The sequence below is a fragment of the Hymenobacter sp. genome (assembly GCF_036388155.1).
Lineage (GTDB): Bacteria > Bacteroidota > Bacteroidia > Cytophagales > Hymenobacteraceae > Hymenobacter.
Genome location: NZ_DASVSI010000165.1, coordinates 1 through 20,832, shown reverse-complemented (window position 1 = coordinate 20,832; position 20,832 = coordinate 1). Strand labels below are relative to the sequence as shown.

The 20,832-nt window shown below is 59.4% G+C and carries 19 protein-coding genes; 9 read left to right on the top strand and 10 right to left on the bottom strand.

Annotation, left to right across the window (positions count from 1 at the left end):
- Window positions 1-116: 116 nt before the first annotated feature.
- Together murA and VF629_RS23645 are read left to right on the top strand one after the other, a co-directional pair.
- Window positions 117-1,421 (top strand): UDP-N-acetylglucosamine 1-carboxyvinyltransferase, encoded by a 1,305-nt coding sequence (murA, locus tag VF629_RS23650; protein WP_331060982.1) that lies wholly within the window; start codon window positions 117-119, stop codon window positions 1,419-1,421.
- A 144-nt stretch (window positions 1,422-1,565) separates the two neighbouring features.
- Complete coding sequence (locus VF629_RS23645) at window positions 1,566-2,447, top strand: DUF4349 domain-containing protein (protein ID WP_331060981.1); 882 nt, start codon at window positions 1,566-1,568, stop codon at window positions 2,445-2,447.
- A 70-nt stretch (window positions 2,448-2,517) separates the two neighbouring features.
- Here the strand turns inward: VF629_RS23645 and VF629_RS23640 are convergent, their stop codons facing one another.
- The 7 genes from VF629_RS23640 to VF629_RS23610 form a co-directional block, all read right to left on the bottom strand.
- Complete coding sequence (locus VF629_RS23640) at window positions 2,518-2,856, bottom strand: phage holin family protein (RefSeq protein ID WP_331060980.1); 339 nt, start codon at window positions 2,854-2,856, stop codon at window positions 2,518-2,520.
- Window positions 2,857-2,887: 31 nt separating this feature from the next.
- Window positions 2,888-3,982 (bottom strand): agmatinase, encoded by a 1,095-nt coding sequence (gene speB / locus VF629_RS23635; protein ID WP_331060979.1) that lies wholly within the window; start codon window positions 3,980-3,982, stop codon window positions 2,888-2,890.
- Window positions 3,983-4,118: 136 nt separating this feature from the next.
- Window positions 4,119-4,751 carry a chemotaxis protein CheC gene (locus VF629_RS23630; protein ID WP_331060978.1) on the bottom strand — a complete coding sequence of 211 codons (633 nt, stop codon included), beginning with the start codon at window positions 4,749-4,751 and terminating at the stop codon, window positions 4,119-4,121.
- Window positions 4,752-4,805: 54 nt separating this feature from the next.
- Window positions 4,806-6,446 carry a chemotaxis protein CheA gene (locus VF629_RS23625; protein WP_331060977.1) on the bottom strand — a complete coding sequence of 547 codons (1,641 nt, stop codon included), beginning with the start codon at window positions 6,444-6,446 and terminating at the stop codon, window positions 4,806-4,808.
- A 105-nt stretch (window positions 6,447-6,551) separates the two neighbouring features.
- Window positions 6,552-6,938, bottom strand: coding sequence for a response regulator (locus VF629_RS23620; protein ID WP_414653930.1), 387 nt, complete (start codon window positions 6,936-6,938; stop codon window positions 6,552-6,554).
- Between the two features lie 76 nt (window positions 6,939-7,014).
- On the bottom strand, window positions 7,015-7,545 hold the full coding sequence (locus VF629_RS23615; protein WP_331060975.1) for a chemotaxis protein CheW: 531 nt from the start codon (window positions 7,543-7,545) through the stop codon (window positions 7,015-7,017).
- A gap of 35 nt (window positions 7,546-7,580) precedes the next feature.
- Window positions 7,581-12,017: a methyl-accepting chemotaxis protein gene (locus VF629_RS23610; protein WP_331060974.1), complete on the bottom strand. Its 4,437-nt coding sequence runs from the start codon at window positions 12,015-12,017 to the stop codon at window positions 7,581-7,583.
- Between the two features lie 272 nt (window positions 12,018-12,289).
- Between VF629_RS23610 and topA the strand changes: the two genes are divergently transcribed.
- From topA to VF629_RS23590, 4 genes are read left to right on the top strand one after another with little or no spacing between them, the layout of a single operon-like run.
- Window positions 12,290-14,776, top strand: a complete 2,487-nt coding sequence (gene topA / locus VF629_RS23605; RefSeq protein WP_331060973.1) for a type I DNA topoisomerase — start codon at window positions 12,290-12,292, stop codon at window positions 14,774-14,776.
- Window positions 14,777-14,788: 12 nt separating this feature from the next.
- On the top strand, window positions 14,789-15,055 hold the full coding sequence (locus VF629_RS23600; protein ID WP_331060972.1) for a hypothetical protein: 267 nt from the start codon (window positions 14,789-14,791) through the stop codon (window positions 15,053-15,055).
- Window positions 15,052-15,429 carry a type II toxin-antitoxin system VapC family toxin gene (locus tag VF629_RS23595; RefSeq protein ID WP_331060971.1) on the top strand — a complete coding sequence of 126 codons (378 nt, stop codon included), beginning with the start codon at window positions 15,052-15,054 and terminating at the stop codon, window positions 15,427-15,429. The genes VF629_RS23600 and VF629_RS23595 overlap by 4 nt, the downstream gene beginning before the upstream one ends.
- A gap of 31 nt (window positions 15,430-15,460) precedes the next feature.
- Window positions 15,461-16,318, top strand: coding sequence for a DUF4846 domain-containing protein (locus VF629_RS23590; RefSeq protein WP_331060970.1), 858 nt, complete (start codon window positions 15,461-15,463; stop codon window positions 16,316-16,318).
- 26 nt (window positions 16,319-16,344) lie between these two features.
- Here VF629_RS23590 and VF629_RS23585 read toward each other — a convergent pair whose 3' ends face one another.
- The 3 genes from VF629_RS23585 to VF629_RS23575 form a co-directional block, all read right to left on the bottom strand.
- The gene (locus tag VF629_RS23585; protein WP_331060969.1) at window positions 16,345-17,010 is read right to left on the bottom strand and encodes an HAD-IA family hydrolase; all 666 of its coding nucleotides are present in this window, start codon (window positions 17,008-17,010) and stop codon (window positions 16,345-16,347) included.
- Between the two features lie 152 nt (window positions 17,011-17,162).
- The gene (locus VF629_RS23580) at window positions 17,163-18,332 is read right to left on the bottom strand and encodes a zinc-dependent alcohol dehydrogenase (RefSeq protein ID WP_331060968.1); all 1,170 of its coding nucleotides are present in this window, start codon (window positions 18,330-18,332) and stop codon (window positions 17,163-17,165) included.
- A 55-nt stretch (window positions 18,333-18,387) separates the two neighbouring features.
- Window positions 18,388-19,158: an SRPBCC family protein gene (locus VF629_RS23575; RefSeq protein WP_331060967.1), complete on the bottom strand. Its 771-nt coding sequence runs from the start codon at window positions 19,156-19,158 to the stop codon at window positions 18,388-18,390.
- A 484-nt stretch (window positions 19,159-19,642) separates the two neighbouring features.
- Here VF629_RS23575 and VF629_RS23570 point away from each other — a divergent pair, with 484 nt between their 5' ends.
- The 3 genes from VF629_RS23570 to VF629_RS23560 are packed head-to-tail and all read left to right on the top strand — an operon-like array spanning window position 19,643 to window position 20,732.
- Window positions 19,643-19,777: a hypothetical protein gene (locus tag VF629_RS23570; RefSeq protein ID WP_331060966.1), complete on the top strand. Its 135-nt coding sequence runs from the start codon at window positions 19,643-19,645 to the stop codon at window positions 19,775-19,777.
- Window positions 19,771-20,358, top strand: a complete 588-nt coding sequence (locus VF629_RS23565; protein WP_331060965.1) for a pirin family protein — start codon at window positions 19,771-19,773, stop codon at window positions 20,356-20,358. Before VF629_RS23570 ends, VF629_RS23565 begins: the two co-directional genes overlap by 7 nt.
- Window positions 20,359-20,417: 59 nt before the next feature.
- On the top strand, window positions 20,418-20,732 hold the full coding sequence (locus tag VF629_RS23560; RefSeq protein ID WP_331060964.1) for a hypothetical protein: 315 nt from the start codon (window positions 20,418-20,420) through the stop codon (window positions 20,730-20,732).
- Window positions 20,733-20,832: the final 100 nt, after the last annotated feature.

Genomic DNA, 20,832 nt, shown 5'->3' with positions numbered 1-20,832 from the left:
GTAATCACGCGTGTGGCAGTAATCAACTGATTAGTGATGACACGCGAAATGTCTCGGCTGCGCTCGACACGACGTGCTGTATCACCGAACACCTAGTACCCAAACACCTATCCTTAATGGCAGCATTTGAAGTAAGCGGCGGCAAAACGTTGCGCGGCGAAATCACGCCCCAGGGCGCCAAAAACGAAGCCCTCCAAATCCTTTGCGCGGTGCTGTTGACCTCCGAGCCGGTCACCATCAGCAACATTCCCGACATCCGCGACGTCAACAAGCTGATTGAACTGCTGCGCGACCTTGGCGTGAAGGTGGGCAAGCTGGCCAGCGACACCTACATTTTCCAGGCCGAAGACGTGAACCTGGACTACATGGACACGCCCGAGTTCATTGCCCAAGCCGGCGCCCTGCGTGGCTCGGTGATGATTCTGGGGCCCATGCTGGGCCGGTACGGCCGCTGCCAGCTGCCCAAGCCCGGCGGCGACAAAATTGGCCGGCGCCCCATGGACACGCACTTCTTGGGCCTCGAAAAGCTGGGCGGCAAGCTCACGCTGGAAGGCACCGACTTCTACCGCATCAAAGTGGAAGGCAAGCTGACGGGCACGCACATGCTGCTCGACGAAGCCTCGGTGACGGGCACGGCCAACATCCTCATGGCCGCCGTGCTGGCCGAAGGCACCACCACCATCTACAACGCCGCCTGCGAGCCCTACCTGCAGCAGCTCTGCCGGATGCTGGTGCGCATGGGTGCCAACATCCAAGGCATCGGCTCCAACCTGCTCACCATTGTGGGGGTAGAAAAACTCGGCGGCACCGAGCACCGCATGCTGCCCGACATGATTGAAATCGGCTCTTTCATCGGGCTGGCGGCCATGACGGGCTCCGAAATTACCATCAAAGACTGTCAGATTCCGGAGCTCGGTCTCATCCCCGACACCTTCCGCAAGCTGGGTATTCAACTGGAATTCTGGGGCGATGACATTTACATACCAGCTCAGCAGCACTACGAAATCGCGACCTACCTCGACGGCTCCATCCTCACGGTGTCGGACCACACGTGGCCAGGGTTCACACCCGACCTGCTGAGCATTGTGCTGGTGGTGGCTTGCCAGGCCAAAGGCACGGTCCTCATTCACCAAAAGATGTTCGAGAGCCGCCTATTCTTTGTGGACAAGCTCATCGACATGGGCGCGCAAATCATCCTCTGCGACCCGCACCGCGCCACGGTCATCGGCCTGGACCAGCAGAAGCGCCTGCACGGCATCACCATGACCTCGCCCGACATTCGAGCCGGGGTGGCCCTGCTCATCGCCGCTCTATCGGCCGAAGGCAAAAGCACCATCCTCAACGTCGAGCAGATTGACCGTGGCTACCAATTCATCGACCAGCGGCTAAATGCCCTGGGCGCCGATATTCGCCGCGTGTAGTTCCATTTTCCGCTCTTAAGTGAAATGCCCGTCTCATCGACGGGCATTTTTTATTTATCGATATATCGATTATTTACAGTCGTCCGTTGACTTCCCGAGAGCCGCGCAGCCTTGTTTCTGATTTCACCTTAACCACTGAACATCATGAAGTGCACCTGGGGAATTGCCCTTGGGCTGGCGGCCCTGCTATGCGGCTGCAGCCACACTGGGAAAGATGTTGCCGTAACGGAAGACTCCGAGCTACCGCGTCAGCAAATGATGATGAGTGCTCCGCCATTGATGGAGGAGCAACCGAATACAGAGGATAAGGAAGAGGCCACTGCCGACCTATTTCCCAGCCCTCGCCCTTACGCCGAGGCCCTAGCAGCGCCCACCCGCCTGCTCATCTACCACGCCGACCTGCGCTTGAAAGTAGCCAGTTTGCCCCGCGCCAGCGCCAGCCTCGACACCTTGGTGCGCCGCAACGGCGGCTACCTGAGCGCGGCCACCGAAGTTCGGGCCGACGGCGAATGGCGCCAGGCCATGACCATTCGGGTGGCACCGGCCCGCTTCCAACCCTTGATGGCAGCGCTGGGCGGCATGGGCACGGTGGAGGAGAAAAAGCTGACGACCGACGACGTAACCGCTCAGCACGCCGACGTGGCCGCCCGCCTCGCCACCAAGCGGGCCGTGGAAAAGCGCTACATCGATTTGCTCAACCGGGCCCGAAAAATCAGCGAAGTGCTCGAAATAGAAGGCAAGATTGGCGAGGTGCGCGAGGAAATAGAAAGCACCGAAAGCCGCCTCAAAACCTTGAACAACGAGGTGGCTTATTCCACAATTTCGTTGGTCTGCTACCAGCCCATTCCCCAAACGGTGCCGGACGCACCTATTGTCTCATTCAGCAGTCGGCTCGTGAGCTCATTCTACACCGGCTGGGAATTGATAACCAGCGTACTAATCGGGATGGTGGCCATCTGGCCACTCCTCATTTTGGGGACAATGGCCCTGTGGGGTGTTCGGCGCTGGCGCCGAAGCTTGGCTTGATGATTTACCACCTCAACAAAAAAGCCCTAATGTGAACCGTTAGGGCTTTTTTTGTTGGTCAGCAGATGTGCTAGTCAATCACCAAATCAACAACGGCGTTCACAATGGACAGCGCAATGCTGAACAGCAGCGCATTGAGGAGGCCACTCACGTCGAAGCTGCTCATCAGGAAGTCAGCCAGCTTCACGATGATGACGTTGATGACCAGCAGGAAAAGCCCGAGCGTGAGGACGGTGATGGGAAACCCGAGAATTTTCAAAATCGGTTTCACCACGGCATTCAGAATGCCCAGCACCAGCACCAGAATGAGCGCGCCGCTGAAACCGCTCAGCGCCACGCCGGGCAGCACCATGCTGAGGCCATAAACCAGCACGGCCGTGAGAATGAATTTGAGGATGAATCCCAGCATGACGACAAGGGGTTGGTTGGGTGAAAGAAATTTATTCCGCGGACATGCCCTTGGCGGTCAGACGGCCTTGGGATACGGCCATCCAGTTGCAAAGTTGATAGAGCAGGCGGGCGCCCACAATGCCGTTCCAATCGGTGTCGCCGGGAGCCACTTCGTTCAGGTCACAGCCGATGATTTGGATGCCCGACCGCACGATGGAGCGCAACAGGTAGGTGGCTTCTTCGAACTCCAGGCCGCCGGGCACGGGAGTGCCGGTGCCGGGGCACAGTTTGGGGTCGAGGCCGTCGATGTCGAAGCTGATGTAGATTTTGGGCGGCAGCTGGGCAATGATTTTGCCGCAGACTTTCTTCCAGGATTTTTTGGCGAATTTCTCGTCGCTCAAAAACCGCTGGCCAAACAGCGCCACGCGGCCGTTGGAGTGCTCGATGAATTCGGCCTCCTGCTGGCACATGTCGCGAATGCCCACCTGCACCAACTTCTTCACCTGAGGCAGCTCCAGCGCATTGTGCATGATGCTGGCGTGCGAGTACCGGAAGCCTTCGTAAGCCGGGCGCAGGTCGCAGTGCGCGTCGAATTGCAGGATGGCAAATTCCTCGTGACGCTCGGCCAGGGCCTGGATGTAGCCCAGCGGGGTGCTGTGGTCGCCGCCCAGCACCACCACGCCTTTGCCCTCGTCGAGCAGGGCACCGGTTTTTTTCTTGAGCCACGAAATCATCTTCACCCCTTCGGCCGTGGCTTGGGCGGGCACGCCGCCAAACTTGCCCAGGTCCGCTTCGGGTTGACCGGCCTCCACCCAGTTGATGTAGTCGGCGGCCAGGGGGCGCATATTGCGGCTGGCCGCGGCGATAGTTTCGTCCTCGTCTTCCATGGCCAAGCCGAGCTTCCAGGCGTCGGGCAAGTCTGGGTCAAATAGGTCGACTTGGAGCGACGCTTCGTGGATGGCGGCCGGCCCCATGGCCGTTCCGGCCCGGTAGCTCACCGTTACTTCCCACGGCACGGGCACCACCACCACCTGAGCCTCGTCGGGGGTGAAAGGCAAGCCGAAGAGGCCGCCATCGGCTTCGCCGGGCGCGTTGGGGTCGAAGGAAGCTATTTTTTTGGCGCGAGAGGCAGCAGAATTTGACATTGTAACTAATGCGGTGTGTTGAGTTGACAGAACTGAAATAAGGCAAACCACCTGAGGAAGCAAGCCGAAAAAAAGAACGTCATGCCGAAGTATTCGCAGCATGACGTTTCAAGACTAAAAAGATTTACCCGGCCGCCTAAGCCGACATTTGGCTGCCCAGGAAATCGTAGCTGCGAATGATTTCCAGGATTTTCATGAAGGTCACCCGGTCGAAAAACAGCATCAACGGCAATTCGACCATGTTGTCCTTATCGGAGAATTGGGTGATGACCGAGAAGATGAGCGGCTGCAATTGCTGCTGCGGCAGCAGCCCGTGCATGATGTCGGTAATGTCGCCACGCGGGGCCGTGGGTGGGGCGCCGTAAATGTTGGCCTTGAGGATGTTGGCCAACTGCGTGACCAAGGCACCGGTAATGATATTGCTAATTTCCAGCAGCAGCGACTCCTGTAATTCGTTTACTTCCAGCGTCTCATCGGTCTTCATGCGGAGGCACACGCGCGACAGCCGCTGGATGTGCTGGCCCGAAAAGAACATCAGCGTCGTGCCGTTGAAATCCCCGCGGATGTCGGACTGAATGGGGACGTGCTTGGCCTGGTACTCGCGCACCCGTTGCAGGATATCGTCGCTAACGAGCAGGTCGATGTTCGGTACCTCCAGCAGCACCCGTTCCTGGGCAATGACGGCGAACGAGTCGGCGGCGCGGGCCAAGCCGATGTTCAGAATTTCGCGGATTATATCACGCTCCAAATCAGTCATCGATAAATCCATAACGCTAAAATAGGGGAAGTGCAGCTGCGAAGACTGGGGTGAAAGAAAGAAAAACTACTGCCGTTTGCTTAAAAACAAGCGGGTGAGGGCCGGCACATCGAGCACGAGGCACACCTGACCACTGCCCAGCAGGGTAACGCCTCCAAACAAGTCAATGGTATCCAAAGGCTTGCTCAGGGGTTTGATGACAATGTTCTGCTGACGCATGAACCGGTCCACGACCAAGCCCAGGCGGCGATTGTTGTAATTGACTACCAATACGTGCTGGGGGCCAATCATATCGGTTTTGGTAGCGAGGGGCAAGGGGTCTTCGCCCTCGTCGTGCAACAGCTGGCGCAAAGGCACCAGCGGTACCGCCTGCTCCTGAAAGTGGGTTACCAGCACGCCGCCCACGATGGAAATCTGGCCGGGGTGAAGCGCCAGCACGGTGTCGGTGTGCAACAACGGCACGGCGTAAGGCCGCGCATCCACTTCCACTAGCAAGGCGCCTTTCACGGCAATGGAAGTGGGCAAAACCAGGGTGAAAGTTGTGCCAACGCCCATTTCGGACTCCACGCGTAGCTGGCCGCCCAACGAATCCAGCGCCAGTTTCACCACGTCCAAGCCCACGCCACGGCCCGAAATATCGGTTACCTTTTGGGCCATGGAAAAGCCCGGTTCAAAGAGAAAAGCCCAAACGGCTTGCTCGTCCAGGTTGGCCGCGGCACTGGCGGTGGTGAGGCCCCGCTCAACTGCTTTGTGGCGCACGGCTTCGGTGTCGATGCCGCGGCCGTCGTCGCGCACCTGAATCAGCACGTCGTCGCGCTCGGTCAGGGCGGAAAGCGTGAGCTGCCCTACTGCGGGCTTGCCGGCTTTCTCCCGTTGCGCGGTGGTTTCAAGGCCGTGGCTGACGGCATTGCGCACGAGGTGCAGCAGCGCGTCAGTAATAATCTGGAGGATGTTGCGGTCAATCTGTACGTCTTGTCCGCTCAGCGTGAGCTCCACTTGCTTGTCTTCGGCGGAAGCCACGTCGCGCACTACCCGGGGGAACTTGTTCAGCAACACGCCCACGCCCACCAAACGGGCATCCATGACGCTGTACTGCAAATCATCGGAGATGCGGAACAGGTGCTGAGCCGTGGCCAGCAAAGCCGGGTTGCCGATTTCCTGGGCCAGCGTCATGATGCGGTCCCGGTCAATCACCAACTCCCCCACCAGATTGAGCAAGTTGTCGAGCTTTTTGACCTGGATGTACACCAAGTCCGACAGCTCCATTTTTCGGCTCGATTCTTCCTCGCTGTCTCCCGCGTCTACTTCGTCCAAAATGGGCTCTTCGCCCCGCACGAGGCGGTCGAGGTTGTCGAGCAGCGCCGACACATCCGGCAAGGGCTGATTAGCGCCAACAGCACGAATCATGGTACCCAGGGCGTCGACTCCAGCAAAAACCACCCGAATCAAGGGGCCGCTAAACGTGCGTTCCTGGTCTCGAATCAACCCAAACAGCGTTTCCAGATGGTGGGCAACTTCGCCCAAATCCGTGAAACCCATTGCCCGGGCATTTGCCTTCAGGTTGTGCATGAGCCGGAAGAGCTCATTGAGCGAGGGGACCGCATCGGGCGTGCGCTCCAGTTCGCTCAGGTGCCGGCTCATGGAGTCGTAGTACTCCAGCGCCTCGGCCATGAACAGCTCCCGATATTCTTGGTCGCGCGTTTTCATTGGCCCACCCAGCTACTTGAATCATTCTCACACCCTGTTGCACAAAGCAGCCACCCGTTGTTTCCAACGGGTTGTTCCACCAGTGAAGGGCGTTGTCGCAGCACCTTACGCGACCGGTTCCGAAGCGTCGTTTTGCAGCGCCGCTCCAACAATCTCCAACACTTTTTCTTCCGAGAACGGCTTGACAATGTAAGCCAGGGCCCCATTCTCAATGGCTTCGTTCACGATGACCTCTTGGCCGACGGCGCTGCACATCACCACCTTGGCACTGGGCTGGGACTGGCGCAGGCTTTTTAACACGTCCAAACCCGTGTTGTCGGGCAAGATGACGTCGAGCGTAATCAGGTCAGGAGCCGTCGAGGTGGCCATTTCCAAGGCCTGTGCTCCGTTAGCAGCCTCTCCCACTACTTCGTAGCCGGCATCGGTGAGCATGTTCTTGAGCATCGTGCGCATGTAAAAAGAGTCGTCGACGATGAGGATGCGCTTATTCATTGAATTTGGGGACATGGAGATAGGGCGGAGTGTGGCCGAGCTAGATGGCCCGGCAACGCGTTGTACGGCTTGGAGCTTACGAAGATGCCACTTTGCCCGGCAGTCGCATCACTTCGCTTGGCGTGAGCAGCTTGCGCATGTCGAGGACAATGATGATGTTGCCATCGGGCAGTTTGGCGATGCCCTCCAGGTATTTGTCGCGGGTGCTAGAATCCTGCACAAACTCCGGGGCTGGCTCAATCTGGCTCACCGGCAGCGTGAAAGGCCGGGGCACTTCCCGCACCACCAAACCCAGGGTATAATCGGCGGCTTCTACGGCTACGGTGTAAGTGCGCTCGGGCAATTCCCGGCCCACTGGCCGCAACCGGAACCGCTCTTCCAGGTCGAGAATGGCGATGATGTCGCCGCGCAGGTTGGCAATGCCCTTGATGAAAGGAGGCGTTTTGGGCATGCGGGCCACTTCCGGGGTCACCGTTACTTCCTTCACTTGCTCGATGCGAATGCCGTAGTCCTCGTCGCCCAAACGGAAAACGATGAGTTGGACCAATTCGGCAGGCTTCGCCCGCTCGGGTTTGGGAGTCGGGCTTACTAGTTCAATCTCAGCCATGCAGTAGTCGATAAGAGGCTAGGCGTGGTCAGAAATTATTTGGCTTTGGCCTTGGATTTGGGAGCGGCTTTCGCGGCTTGCCCGTTGCGTTGGCCATTGCCGTTCTCTGAAGCTGGCGCGCTAGGAGCAGCCTTGGCAGGTGCGCGGCGGGTGGTGGCAGGTGCTGATGCTTTAACCGGCGCTTCGGCCCGGGTAGCCCGCGCTGGGCGCTCGCGACGATTTGGTGCGGCAGGGGCTGGCTCAGGCTGCGCGTTGCGACGGGCGGCCATGCCGTTCATGCGGCCGTTGTTAGCAGCCGCGGGCGGCTCCTCGTTGCGGCCCGAAGGACGGCGCGAGGCCGAGCCGTTTTGGGGCGGTGCCACGGCAGCCTCGCGGCTGTCGCGCGTGCGGTACATGTCGCGCACACTGCGCACGCGGCGAACAGGTTCGGGCTCCGGCTCGGGCTCGTAAGAGCTGAGCTGGAAGGTCTCCAGGCCTGCCTGCAGGTCGTCGGCAATGTCGGTGAGGCGCTGCGAGCTGGTGGTCAGTTCCTGCATAGCAGTCGACAACTGCTTGGCGGTACCGGCCACTTGTTGCGTGCCCGTTGCGGTCTGTTCGGCAATGGCTACCACTTCTTCCACATATTTCACCACGTCCCCAATCGAGGTTTTCTGTACTTCGGTAGCCGTGAGAATGTCGCGCGAAGTGCGCAGCGTTTCGCCGCTGCTGGTGGCAATGTTCTTAAAGGCCGAGCTGGCTTCGAACGTGGCGTTCTTGCCCTTGAGCACTCGGTTTTCCATGGTAGAAATTGCAGTAGCGGCCGAGGTGGTGTCCTTGCGAACGTCCTCTACCAGCGTGGCAATTTCGTTAGCCGATTTGCGCGAGCCTTCGGCCAGTTTGCGGATTTCCTCGGCTACCACGGCAAAACCACGGCCGGCTTCCCCGGCACGGGCGGCTTCGATGGCAGCATTAAGAGCCAACAAGTTGGTCTGTGAGGCAATGTCCGTAATCACGCCCAGCGACTTACTGATTTCACCCGACCGGGTACTCAATACTTCAATAGTGCGGGAAGTCTGCGAAGCGGCGCTGGATATTTCTTCCATGTTTTTCACCACTTCCGCTACCGTTTTCAGACCAAGCTGCGAGGTCTGCTCACCTAGAATAGCCGATTTGTTCACCACGTCGGCTTTGTTGGCTGTTTCTTTGGTGGCCTGCATGATTTCTTCAATCAGCTTAAAGGCCTGGTCGGTTTTCAAAGCCTGGTTCTGAGCACCTTCGGCCATTTGCTGCATGGCCAAGGCCACGTCAACCGTTACCCGGCTCATCTCCTGGCCTTTGCCGGCCATTTCTTCCGAAGAAGTACCCACAATCTGCGACGAATCGTTGATTTCGCCGAGCAGCTCGTTCAGGTTTTCTACGGCGAGGTTAAGCGCGTTCGACATGGCGAGAATGTCGCCCGTCGTGGGCACTTCCACGCGCTGGGTCAGGTCGCCTTCCGAGATGGCTCGCACCACGCGGCTCACTTCCAGTACCGGCGAGGCAATGGATTCGAGCAAAGCGTTGAGCGTGTCAACCAATTCTTTCCAGCTTCCCGACACGCCCGTTACCGTGGCGCGTTCGGTCAGCTTGCCTTCCACACCCGCTACTTTGGCCACGCGGCTTACTTCCGACGCGAGGCGATTCAAGTCGTCCACCATGCTGTTGATGGTGTCGGCCAGGTCGGCCACTTCGCCTTTGGCTTGCAGCGTCAGCTTCTGCGTCAAGTCACCCTTCGAAACCGCGGTTACTACTTTCACCAGCCCCCGCACCTGCGTGGTGAGGTTGGAGGCCATGTAGTTTACGTTGTCGGTGAGTTCCTTCCACACGCCAGCTACGCCCGGTACGCTGGCCTGTCCGCCCAGTTTGCCCTCGGTGCCCACTTCTTGGGCCACACGAGTTACCTCACCGGCGAAGATGTTCAGCGAGTCCACCATTCGGTTCAGGTTGTCTTTCAGGTCGAGCAGCTCGCCGTTGACGTTTACCGAAACTTTCTGGCTCAAGTCGCCGCGCGATACGGCCGTGGCTACGTTGGCAATGTCCCGCACCTGAGATGTCAGGTTGCTGGCCATTGTATTTACGTTGTCGGTGAGGTCCTTCCAGGTGCCGCGCACGTTGGGCACTTTGGCCTGTCCGCCAAGCTTGCCTTCGGTTCCTACCTCACGGGCCACGCGGGTTACTTCGTCACCAAAGGTGTTGAGCGAGTCAACCATTTCGTTGAGGTTTTCCTTCAACTGCAACAGCTCACCTCGCACATTTACAGTGATTTTCTGGCTCAAGTCACCTTTCGCAACAGCGGTTGCCACGTTGGCAATGTCGCGCATTTGCGAGGTCAAGTTTGAGGCCATCGTATTCACGTTGTCCGTCAAATCTTTCCATGTGCCGCTCACGCGGGGCACGTTGGCTTGGCCGCCCAGGATACCTTCGGTGCCCACTTCGCGGGCCACGCGGGTTACTTCGCCGGCGAAGATGTTCAGCGAGTCCACCATCTGGTTCAGGTTTTCCTTCAGGTCGAGGAACTCCCCTTTTACATCGACGGTGATTTTCTGCGAAAGGTCGCCTTTCGATACGGCGGTGGCCACGTTGGCAATGTCTCGTACCTGAGAGGTCAGGTTTGAGGCCATCGTGTTCACGTTGTCCGTCAGTTCCTTCCAGGTGCCACCTACGCGGGGCACCACGGCCTGGCCGCCGAGCTTGCCCTCAGTGCCCACTTCGCGGGCCACGCGGGTTACTTCGTCACCAAAGATGTTGAGCGAGTCCACCATCTGGTTGAGGATGTTCTTCAGCTCCAGGATTTCGCCCTTCACGTTCACCGTCATCTTCTGGCTCAAGTCGCCGCGGGCTACGGCGGTGGCCACGTTGGCGATGTCTCGTACCTGCGAGGTGAGAGCCGCGGCCATGTCATTTACGTTGTCAGTGAGGGCTTTCCACACGCCGGCCACGTTCGGCACGCTGGCTTGCCCGCCGAGTTTGCCTTCGGTGCCCACTTCCTGCGCCACGCGGGTTACCTCCCCAGCGAACAAGTTCAGGGACGCCACCATCTGGTTCAGGTTCTGCTTCAACTGCAGAAATTCCCCTTTTACATCGACGGTAACTGTCTGAGTCAAGTCGCCTTTAGCCACAGCGGTAGCCACGTTAGCAATGTCCCGCACCTGACTCGTCAGGTTACTAGCCATGTAGTTTACGTTGTCGGTCAGGTCCTTCCATACACCAGCCACGCTGGGTACGGAGGCCTGGCCACCCAGACGGCCTTCGGTGCCTACTTCCTGCGCCACGCGGGTTACCTCGCCGGCAAACAGGTTCAGCGAGTCCACCATTTGGTTCAGGTTCTGCTTCAATTGAAGCAGTTCGCCTTTTACATCAACCGTTACTTTCTGGCTGAGGTCGCCTTTGGCTACCGCAGTAGCTACGTTGGCAATGTCCCGCACCTGACTCGTCAGGTTACTAGCCATGTTGTTTACGTTGTCAGTCAGGTCCTTCCACACACCGGCCACGTTCGGCACCGAGGCTTGACCACCGAGTTTGCCTTCCGTGCCCACTTCCTGCGCCACGCGGGTTACCTCCCCAGCGAACAAGTTCAGCGAGTCCACCATTTGGTTCAGGTTCTGCTTCAGCTGCAGGAACTCCCCTTTTACATCGACGGTCACCTTCTGCGTCAAGTCGCCTTTGGCTACGGCGGTGGCCACGTTGGCAATGTCGCGTACCTGAGAAGTCAGGTTCGAGGCCATGTTGTTTACGTTGTCGGTCAGGTCCTTCCAGATGCCGCCCACGTTGGGCACACTGGCTTGGCCCCCGAGTTTGCCTTCCGTTCCTACTTCCTGGGCCACGCGAGTTACCTCACCGGCGAAGATGTTCAGGTTATCAATCGTTTTGTTGATGGTTTCGGCCATCAATTTGAAATCGCCCGATACCGGAATCTGGAAGCTCTCGTCCAGATTGCCGCGGCTGATGTTCTTCAGTACTTTACCTACTTCCAATACCGGTACGGCGATGCTGTCCACCAAGCCGTTGATGTTGGTAAGCATGTCGCGCCAGAAACCGGCGGCGCCATCGGCCGAAGCCCGCGCTTTCAGGTTGCCTTCTACCCCGGCTACTTTGGAAATGCGCGATACCTCGCCCCCTACGCCGCCAATCATTTCCACCATCGAGTTGTAGGCCTCGGCGATTTCCGCGAAAATGTCGTCGTTTTGCTTGGTCAGGCGCACCGACACGTCTCCTTTCTTAAAGGCATCGAGGGCGTAGAGCACCCGGTTCAACTGCTCGTTGACGTAGCCAGGGTCTTGGGTGTCGACGGAACCGCGCGAGCCGCCGCGCTTGCGCGTCAAGTCGTTGTTGGTGCGGATGGTATCAAGGCTGGAAACGGCTCCGGGGTTGGCCGCGCCATTAGCAGCAGTATCCTTGGTAGCCCCCGCGGAGGCCTGGCGAGGCTTAGATTGCGGAGTCTTGGGGGAGGCCATATAAGTAAAGAATCAATCGAAAAGGAAGGATAAAATGGGAAGGCGAAGTACGCAGGTTGGTCCCGGATTAGCAAAGATACAGCCTCTGGCAACGCAATGAACTTGCCTGTTTGCTTAAGGTGTTCAGAAAACCGGACGCGGCCGGATTATTGCAGGATGCGCGTCCGCCGGGAATATTCCGACATCTTTGCGGCCAATTTTAACATTTCGCAGCACCCGGCCGTTTCATTGCCACTACCCTCCTCGTCTGCCATCACCCTTTACCCGCCCACATGGTCAAGAATTTAGTTATCGTCGAGTCGCCCGCCAAGGCCAAAACCATAGAAGGCTACCTCGGCCAAGATTATGTGGTGCGCTCGAGCTACGGCCACGTCCGCGACCTGCCCAAGGACAATAACGCCATTGACATTGCCAATGGGTTCAAGCCCACGTACGTGGTTTCGGCCGACAAGCGCGAGTTGATTGCGCAACTCAAAAAGCTCTCGAAAGAAGCCGAAATGGTGTGGTTGGCCAGTGACGATGACCGTGAAGGCGAAGCCATTTCCTGGCACTTGGCCGAAACGCTGAACCTGCCCGACGCCAAAACCAAGCGTATTGTCTTCCGCGAAATCACCAAAAACGCCATCCTTGGCGCCATTGCCAATCCGCGGATTGTTAACCAGGATTTGGTGAATGCCCAGCAGGCCCGTCGGGTGCTCGACCGCCTCGTGGGCTTCGAGCTGAGCCCCGTGCTCTGGAAGAAAGTGAAGCCGGGCCTTTCGGCGGGCCGCGTGCAAAGCGTGGCCGTGCGGCTGGTGGTGGAGCGCGAACGCGAAGTCGCCAGCTTCCTATCGGCCAGCGCTTACCGCGTGGTAGCCCGTTTTGATGCTGGCCGTGGCGCCGTGCTCGAAGCCGAGTTGCCCACACGCTACAAAACCCGCGAAGACGCCGAAGCCTTTCTGGGTCGTTGCGTGGGTGCTACCTATCAAATTGAGAGCCTTGACAAGAAGCCGGGCAAGCGCAGCCCCGCGGCTCCGTTTACTACGTCTACGCTGCAGCAAGAGGCTTCGCGCAAGCTAGGTTTCTCGGTGGCGCAGACGATGAGCGTAGCCCAGAAGCTGTACGAAGCTGGTAAAATCAGCTACATGCGGACGGATTCGGTGAACCTCTCGCAGGAGGCGCTGGCCGGGGCACAAGCCGCCATCACCGCTGCTTACGGCGCCGAATACCACCACACCCGCACGTTCAAAACCAAGTCGGCTTCGGCGCAGGAGGCCCACGAAGCCATTCGCCCGACCGATTTTGGTGCCGTAAAAGCGGGTTCTGACGCGTCGGAGCAGCGCCTGTACGACCTCATCCGCAAGCGGGCCATGGCCTCGCAAATGGCCGAGGCGGTGATTGAGCGCACCACGGCGGTAATTGGCATTAGCACGCAGCCGGGCGTGACGTTTACGGCTACGGGCGAGGTCATCACCTTCGAAGGCTTCCTTAAAGTATATGCCGAGAGCAAAGACGACGAAGACGAGGACGAAGCCAAAGACGGCGAATCGAGCTTCTCGCGGGGCTTGCCGCCGCTGACGGTGGGCCAGGTGCTGCCCTTGCAGCGCCTCAGCGCCACCGAGCGGTTTTCGGCACCGCCGGCCCGCTACACCGAAGCGTCGCTGGTGAAAAAGCTGGAGGAAATGGGCATTGGCCGTCCTTCCACCTACGCTCCCACCATCAGCACGGTGCAGAAGCGTGGCTACGTGGAAAAAGACACCCGCGAAGGCAAGGAACGCAAGTTTCACGTACTGACGCTGGACGGCAGCGAGGTGAAAACCGAAGTCAAAACCGAGAACTACGGCGCCGAAAAAGCCAAGCTCTTCCCCACCGACACGGCCATGGTGGTGAACGACTTTTTGGTGGAGCACTTCCCTGTGATTGTGGACTATCAGTTCACGGCCAAGGTGGAAGACGAGTTCGACCAGATTGCCAACGGCCACGAGGACTGGACGCAGATGCTCACCGGTTTCTACGGCAAGTTCCACGCGACCATTGAGGCCGGGCAGGACATCGAGCGCAGCACCCTGGGCAGCACCCGCGAAATCGGCGTGCACCCCGAAACCGGCGAGAAGATTACGGCGCGCCTGGGCCGCTACGGTCCCTACGTCGCGTTGGGCGACACCACCGACCCCAACGTGAAGCCTGCTTACGCCAACTTGCGCAAAGGCCAATTCATCGAAAGCATTACGATGGAGGAAGCACTTGACTTGTTTAAACTTCCCCGGGTGGTAGGCGAGTTTGAGGGCAAAGACATGACGGCCAACCTGGGCCGCTTCGGCCCCTATGTGCGCCACGACAGCAAATTTTACTCCCTTACGAAGGAGCAAGACCCGCACACCATCACGGCGGACGAAGCCGTGACATTGATTGAGCTAAAGCGCAAAACCGACGCCGAGCGCCTCATCAAGTCCTTCCCCGAAAATCCCGACATCCAAGTGCTCAATGGCCGCTTTGGCCCTTACATCGTGGCGGGCAAAAAGAACGTGAAGATTCCCAAGGGCGAAGAGCCCACCGAGCTGACCCTGGAGCGCTGCCAGGAGCTGGCCGACGCTACGCCTGACAAGCCCGCCAAGGGGGGCCGCTTCGGCAAAAAATCCGCCCCCGCGGCCAAGGAGGAGAAAGTGGACACGCCCGCCAAGAAAGCGGCCAAAGCCGCTACCCCCAAAAAACCTGCCGCGAAGAAGAAAACGACCGTCGCTAAAAAGCCGGCCGCTAAACCCAAAGCCGCCAAAACCTAGCCTTGTGCAGCCATGACCCCTTCGCAAAACCCGCCCGGTGAAGAACAAATTCTGTTGACGGTAGCCGACCAAAGCAAACTTGATTTGGTAATGGAACTATTGAGTCATTTCGACCTTGTGCGGGCCGAGCGTATTCGGTCGCTGGCACTCGTGCCGCAATCACCACCGGACGCAGAGTCGGATTTCTGGGCCATGGCGGGCCTTTGGGCCGACCGCGACGTTGACGCCCAGACGCTGCGACAGCAAGCGTGGCAACGTGCCGACGGCGCGCAGCTATGACGATTTGTGACACCAACATTATCATTGAGCTGCTCAAAAATCAGCCGGGAGTGGTACTGGAACTCCGCAACATCGGGCTGCCTAATTTGTGCATCAGCGACATCACCAGGGCCGAATTGATTTTCGGAGCGCGAAACAAGACAGACCTCGCCTTCATTCTCAAAGGCACCAAGCCCCTCACGCACCTGCCGGTGCACCCGCCTATCAGCCAACTAGCGGTGCAGTTGATGGAACAATTTCCCCTCAGCCACCGCCTGTCCTTGCCCGATGCCCTTATTGCCGCCACGGCCCTGCACCACGGCTTTGCCCTGTATACACTAAACAGAAAAGACTTCCGTTACATCGCCGGTCTTCGCCTCCACGAGCCTGCTTAGCGCAGGCTCGTTTGCTTTTCCGATGTTTCAGATGAGGGCAAATTCTTTCTATTGCTTCTTCGCGGCCCTGCCGCTCCTGCTGCTGGCCCGCCACCCGGCGCCGGAGTTCCAACTGCCTTCCGGCTGCTCTTACCCTTGGCTGAAGCAGCCGGCGAAAGCCTCCGAAAGCCTGGCGGTTCGGTTTCCAGTGCCCGCGGGGTGCCGGCGCGTGGCGGTGGCCAGCGGCTCCTGGGGCGAGTGGCTGCGCTACTTGCCGCTGCTGCCTGCGGGCACCAAGGCCCGGTTGTTTAACGGCGGCTTGAAAGACCGGCAGGACGTGGTGGCGGGCGTGGTGAACATCGACATCGGCAGCAAAGACCTACAGCAGTGCGCCGATGCCGTCATTCGCCTGCGGGCCGAATACCTGTTCAGCCACGACCCCAACAAGGTGCATTTCCACCTGACCACAGGCTACGACTTCTGGTTTTCTGATTTCGTGGCGGGCAAGACATTTAAGGTGAATGGTGAAGAGGTGACGCCGGCCACCCGGCCGGCCGAAGCGCCCACCCACGCGGCCCTGGGCCGCTACCTCGTGCCCACCTTCGGCTACGCGGGCACAAAGTCGCTCAGCCGTGAGCTGACAGCCAAGCCGCTGACAGCCGTGGAGCCCGGCGATGTGTTCGTTCACGGCGGGGCGCCGGGCCACGCGGTGCTGGTGGTGGACGTGGCCGAAAACCCAGCCACCCACCAGAAGTTCATGCTGCTGGCTCAGAGTTACATGCCGGCCCAGAACATCCACGTGCTCCGGGATACCTGGGGCGCGAGTGCCTGGATGCCCGTGCAAGCCGCAGAGGGCGTGGTGAGCACACCAGAGTGGGATTTTGAAGCTAGCGAGCTCAAGCGGTTTTGAGGGCCGCGCGCAAGTAAAATCGGACGTTATGCAGCTGGCGTAATGGCCATGATGCTTTCGGCCGTCAGTTCCGCGAAGTCCTGAATGATGCCGTCGGCTTGGTGCAGGTCCTGGCCGGCCGAGTGCGGGCTGGCGTAGGCAACGCAGTAGATGCCCGCCGCCTTGGCGGCCGCCACACCGTTGGCCGCATCTTCGATAACGATGCATTCGGTTACTGGCGTTTCGGCCGCGGCCGCCGCGTGGAGGAAGATGGCCGGGTCGGGCTTGGAGCGCTCGAAATCCTCCCCGCTGACGACGTGCGCAAAGTAGGGCTTGAGGTCGAACCGGTCGAATACGCGCTGGATGGTGGCTTTGGAGGCCGAAGACGCGACGACCAGCTGCACATCATGCGCGCGCAAGTCTTCGATGAGCTGCCGCACGCCGGGCAGTAAATCCAGGCCGGCGTCCTCGTCAAAGGCCTTATTGAACAGCTCGCGCTTGCGCAGCAGCAGGGTTTCCACGTCCTGCGTCAAGTGGTATTTCTCTTTCAGCCCTTGGAATACGTTGCGGGTCGAGCCGCCAAGGAAGGTGGCGTATTCCTCCTGAGTGATGTTGAGGCCCAACTCGGCAAACACCGAGAAAAAGGCGTGGTGGTGCAAAGGTTCGGTGTCGATAATGACGCCGTCCATATCAAAGATTACCGTACGAATCATGTGGGGCCGGGGCGAGGAGGAAATGTGCTGGCAAAGGTATTGGCCGGCTGCCTTTCGCCACTTTGTACGCGTAAAGTCGACTCTGAGCACAAAAAACCGGCCCCGCCCTTAGCAGGACGGGGCCGGTACGGGCGCTTTCAAACGAGGCCGCGCTACGGGGCAAACACTACCCGCATGCACTCGTCGGTTTTGTGTTTGAACATCTTGTAGCCTTCCGGGCCGCGTTCCAGGGGCCAGCGGTGGGTGAGGATGTAGGACGGGTCGACGTCGCCGTTTTGTACGTGTTCGAGCAGGCGCGGAATGTATTTCTGGGCGTGCATCTGGCCCATCTTGAAGGTGAGGCCTTTGTTCATGGCCGCCCCCATCGGGAATTTGTCGATAAAGCCGCCGTACACGCCCACAATGGACACCGTGCCGCCCTTCCGACACGCGATGATGGCCTGCCGAAGCACGGCCGGGCGGTCGGTTTCGAGCTTGATTTGCTGCTTCACCAGGTCGTAGTAATGTTCCAGGCCGGGCGTGTGAGCTTCCATGCCCACGGCGTCGATGCAGCGGTCGGGGCCGCGGCCGCCGGTCATTTCTTTCAGCGCTTCGAGCACGTCCACTTCCTCGTAGTTGAGGGTTTCGGCGCGGCCCCGGGTGCGGGCCATGGCCAGCCGCTCCGGGAAGCGGTCTATGGCGATGACGCGGCTGGCGCCCAGCAAGAAAGCGCTGCGGATGGCCATTTGGCCAACGCCGCCGCAGCCCCACACGGCCACCACGTCGCCGGGCGCAATGTCGGCCATATCGGCCCCCATGAAGCCCGTAGGGAAGGCATCGGACACGAAAAGCGCCGCTTCGTCCTTCACACCGTCGGGAATTTTGAACATGCCGCGGTCGGCGAAGGGCACCCGAATGTAGTCGGCGTGGCTGCCCGCGTAGCCGCCGAAGGCATGGGAATAGCCGAAAATGCCAGCCGTGGGGTAGCCGTACACTTTCTCGGCCAAGGTGGCGTGGGCGTTGCTGTTGTCGCAGTGCGACCAGGCTTGGTTTTCGCAAAACCAGCAGCCCCCGCAGCCCAGTACCGACGCCACCACCACCCGGTCGCCCTTCCGAAAATTCTTCACCTCCGGCCCCACTTCCACCACCTCGCCCATGAACTCGTGGCCGATGATGTCGCCCTCGCGCATGGTGGGCACGTAGCCGTCGAGCAAGTGCAAATCGGAGCCGCAAACGGAGGACAGCCCTACGCGCACGATGGCGTCGCGCGGGTTGATGATTTCGGGGTCGGGTACTTTTTCGACGTTCAGGCGGTTGGTTCCCACCCAGCACAATGCTTTCATAGGTTCTGGCAATTAGGTGTTTGGAGAAGTTTGAGAACGTGGCGGCCGGTGGGCGTTACCCCAAGTCGCGGCCCCGCCCAGAAGGCTGACCGGTGATGGTGGTAATCTCGCCGGCCTCCATGAGCTGCTTGAACCGGCGCAGGTCGGAGCGCACCATCTCGGCCAGGGCCGGGTTGAGAAGCTTGGCCACGCCGCGGCCCAGTGCGCCAGCGGGGGCGCGGTAGTGAATGACGGCCTGCACTTCGGTGCCTTTGTCGCCGGGCGCGTCCAAGAAGCGGACTTCGCCGGCGTTGTCTACCTCCGAGCCGGGCAACGACTGCCAGGACAGCAGCAGGTTGGGTTCGTTGTTGACGATTTCGGCCTCCCATTCCACGTTCAGCAGGCCGCCTGGCACGTTGGCCTTCCAGTGCGAGCGGCGCTCGTCGAGCTGCACCACGCTTTCGATGTGCTGCATGAACCGGGGGAGGTTTTCCAGCTTCCGCCAAAACTCGTACACCTCGGCCACCGGGCGGTTGATGGTGAAAGTCTCCACTATTTTGATGGTTTTGGACGGCGCCTGTTCCGACGTGTCGCGACCCACCAGCTGGTTGACGGGGCAATAGCCGCTGGCCCCGCGCAGCACCAAACTAGTGCCCAGCGCCGCCAGCCCCAGGCCGAGCCCTTTCGACTCGCGGCGCTTGCGCAGTCCATAATAGGCCAGCAGCGCACCGCCCGCCGCCGATAGTATCCGTTCGGTTGCCCCCACGTTCGGCTGGGCAAGGCCGCTGACGGGCGTGTGGGCGTCCCCATACAAGCCAGCCGCCACGTGCGAATTTCTTGTTGCCATGAGTTGAGATTGAAAAGGTGAAAGCTGCCTGCTACTTACCTGAACAATTAGCTTAAAGCCGATAAGCTCATCAATAAGTATCTAAAAAGCAGCTCATTAACCATACGGCGGCTTATATAAACCGTTGTAGAAACGTAAGCCTTTTGCACAGCTCCTAGCCGTTAGTTTATGCTGGTCTGGGATTTGCAAAACGCTCACCTGAGCTTATGAGCACGGCACCTCGGAGCCCCCATTTCACTCCCCCGCTGCTTACTCGGCGCATGTGCGTCCACACCCTTTCTCGGAGCTACTCCTGCGCTGGTTCGTCAGTTGCGGCTCCGTCACGGTCGCTGGCCAACTGGCAGATACTGCTGCCCTATCCGGCTACCGCCCTTGTGCGATGCACTGCCACGTGGATTCAATTAAACTATTCTGAATTAAACAATGTATAGACATTAAATGTATGTACATTTGTCATACAAATTTATTCTCACACCGCCTCATCATGGCCCGCACTATTCTGCATCCTGCCAACACCCGCGGCCACGCCAATCACGGCTGGCTCAACTCCTTTCACTTCTTTAGCTTCGCCGGGTACAATACCCTGAGCGCTTGCACTTCGGCGCCCTCCGCGTGCTGAACGATGACACCGTAGCCGGCGGCATGGGCTTCGGCAAGCACCCGCACGACAACATGGAAATCATCTCCATTTCGCTTTCCGGCGACTTGGAGCACCAGGACTCGATGGGCAACAAAACCGTCATTCGCGAGCACGACGTGCAGGTGATGAGCGCCGACACCGGCGTGGCCCACTCCGAAAAAAACCACAACCCGCACCAGGAAGTGAAGTTTTTGCAAATCTGGGTTTTTCCCAGCCAACGGGGCATTAAGCCCAACTACGGGCAGCAAACCTTCGCCCCGGAAGCCCGCCACAACCAGTTCCTGCAAGTGGTGTCGCCCGCCGGCGACGGCACCAACCCCCACATCAACCAGGACGCTTGGTTTCACCTGGGCAACCTGGACCAAGGATTCGCGGCCGATTACGCGGTGAAAAAAGCCGGCAACGGCGTCTACGCCTTCGTGCTGGAAGGCGACGTGACCATCAACGGCCAGGCCCTGCACCGCCGCGACGGCTTCGGCATCTGGGAAGCCGACAAGCTGGCCATCGGCGCCGACAGCAACGCCGAGCTGCTGCTGATGGAAGTGCCCATGGAATTCTGAATTAACCGGCAGCCCACTGAGCGGTAGCGTTTGGCGGGCGCCTATTTACCATTTTAGTCATGAATCCCCCTATTTTTCGCTCCACTGGCCTGCGGCAGGTACTGCGCCGTCTTTATCCGCACCGCGCCATGGGGTACGCCCGCCAGCACCTCAACGGCATGGCGTTGGGCCCGGTGTCCCTGGCCGAAGCAGTTGGTTTGCTGGAAACCTTCGCCTACTCGCTTGTCCCGCGCGAAGCCCAAGGCGTGGTGCACTTCCTGCTGGGGCTGAACACCGAGTTGTGCCAAGCCGGGCCCGTAAACAAGCCTCACGCCGCCACGCCTTTGCGGATGGTAAAACGCCACCGGCCAGGTCACAAACCTCTCAAAGTGTAGTTGGCACTGCCTTTATCCAACGTTTGTAATAGCGCCGTTTCGGGGTCGCTGTACAGTAGCGCGGACTTTCAGTCCGCGAGTAGCAGGCGTTAGGACTCGC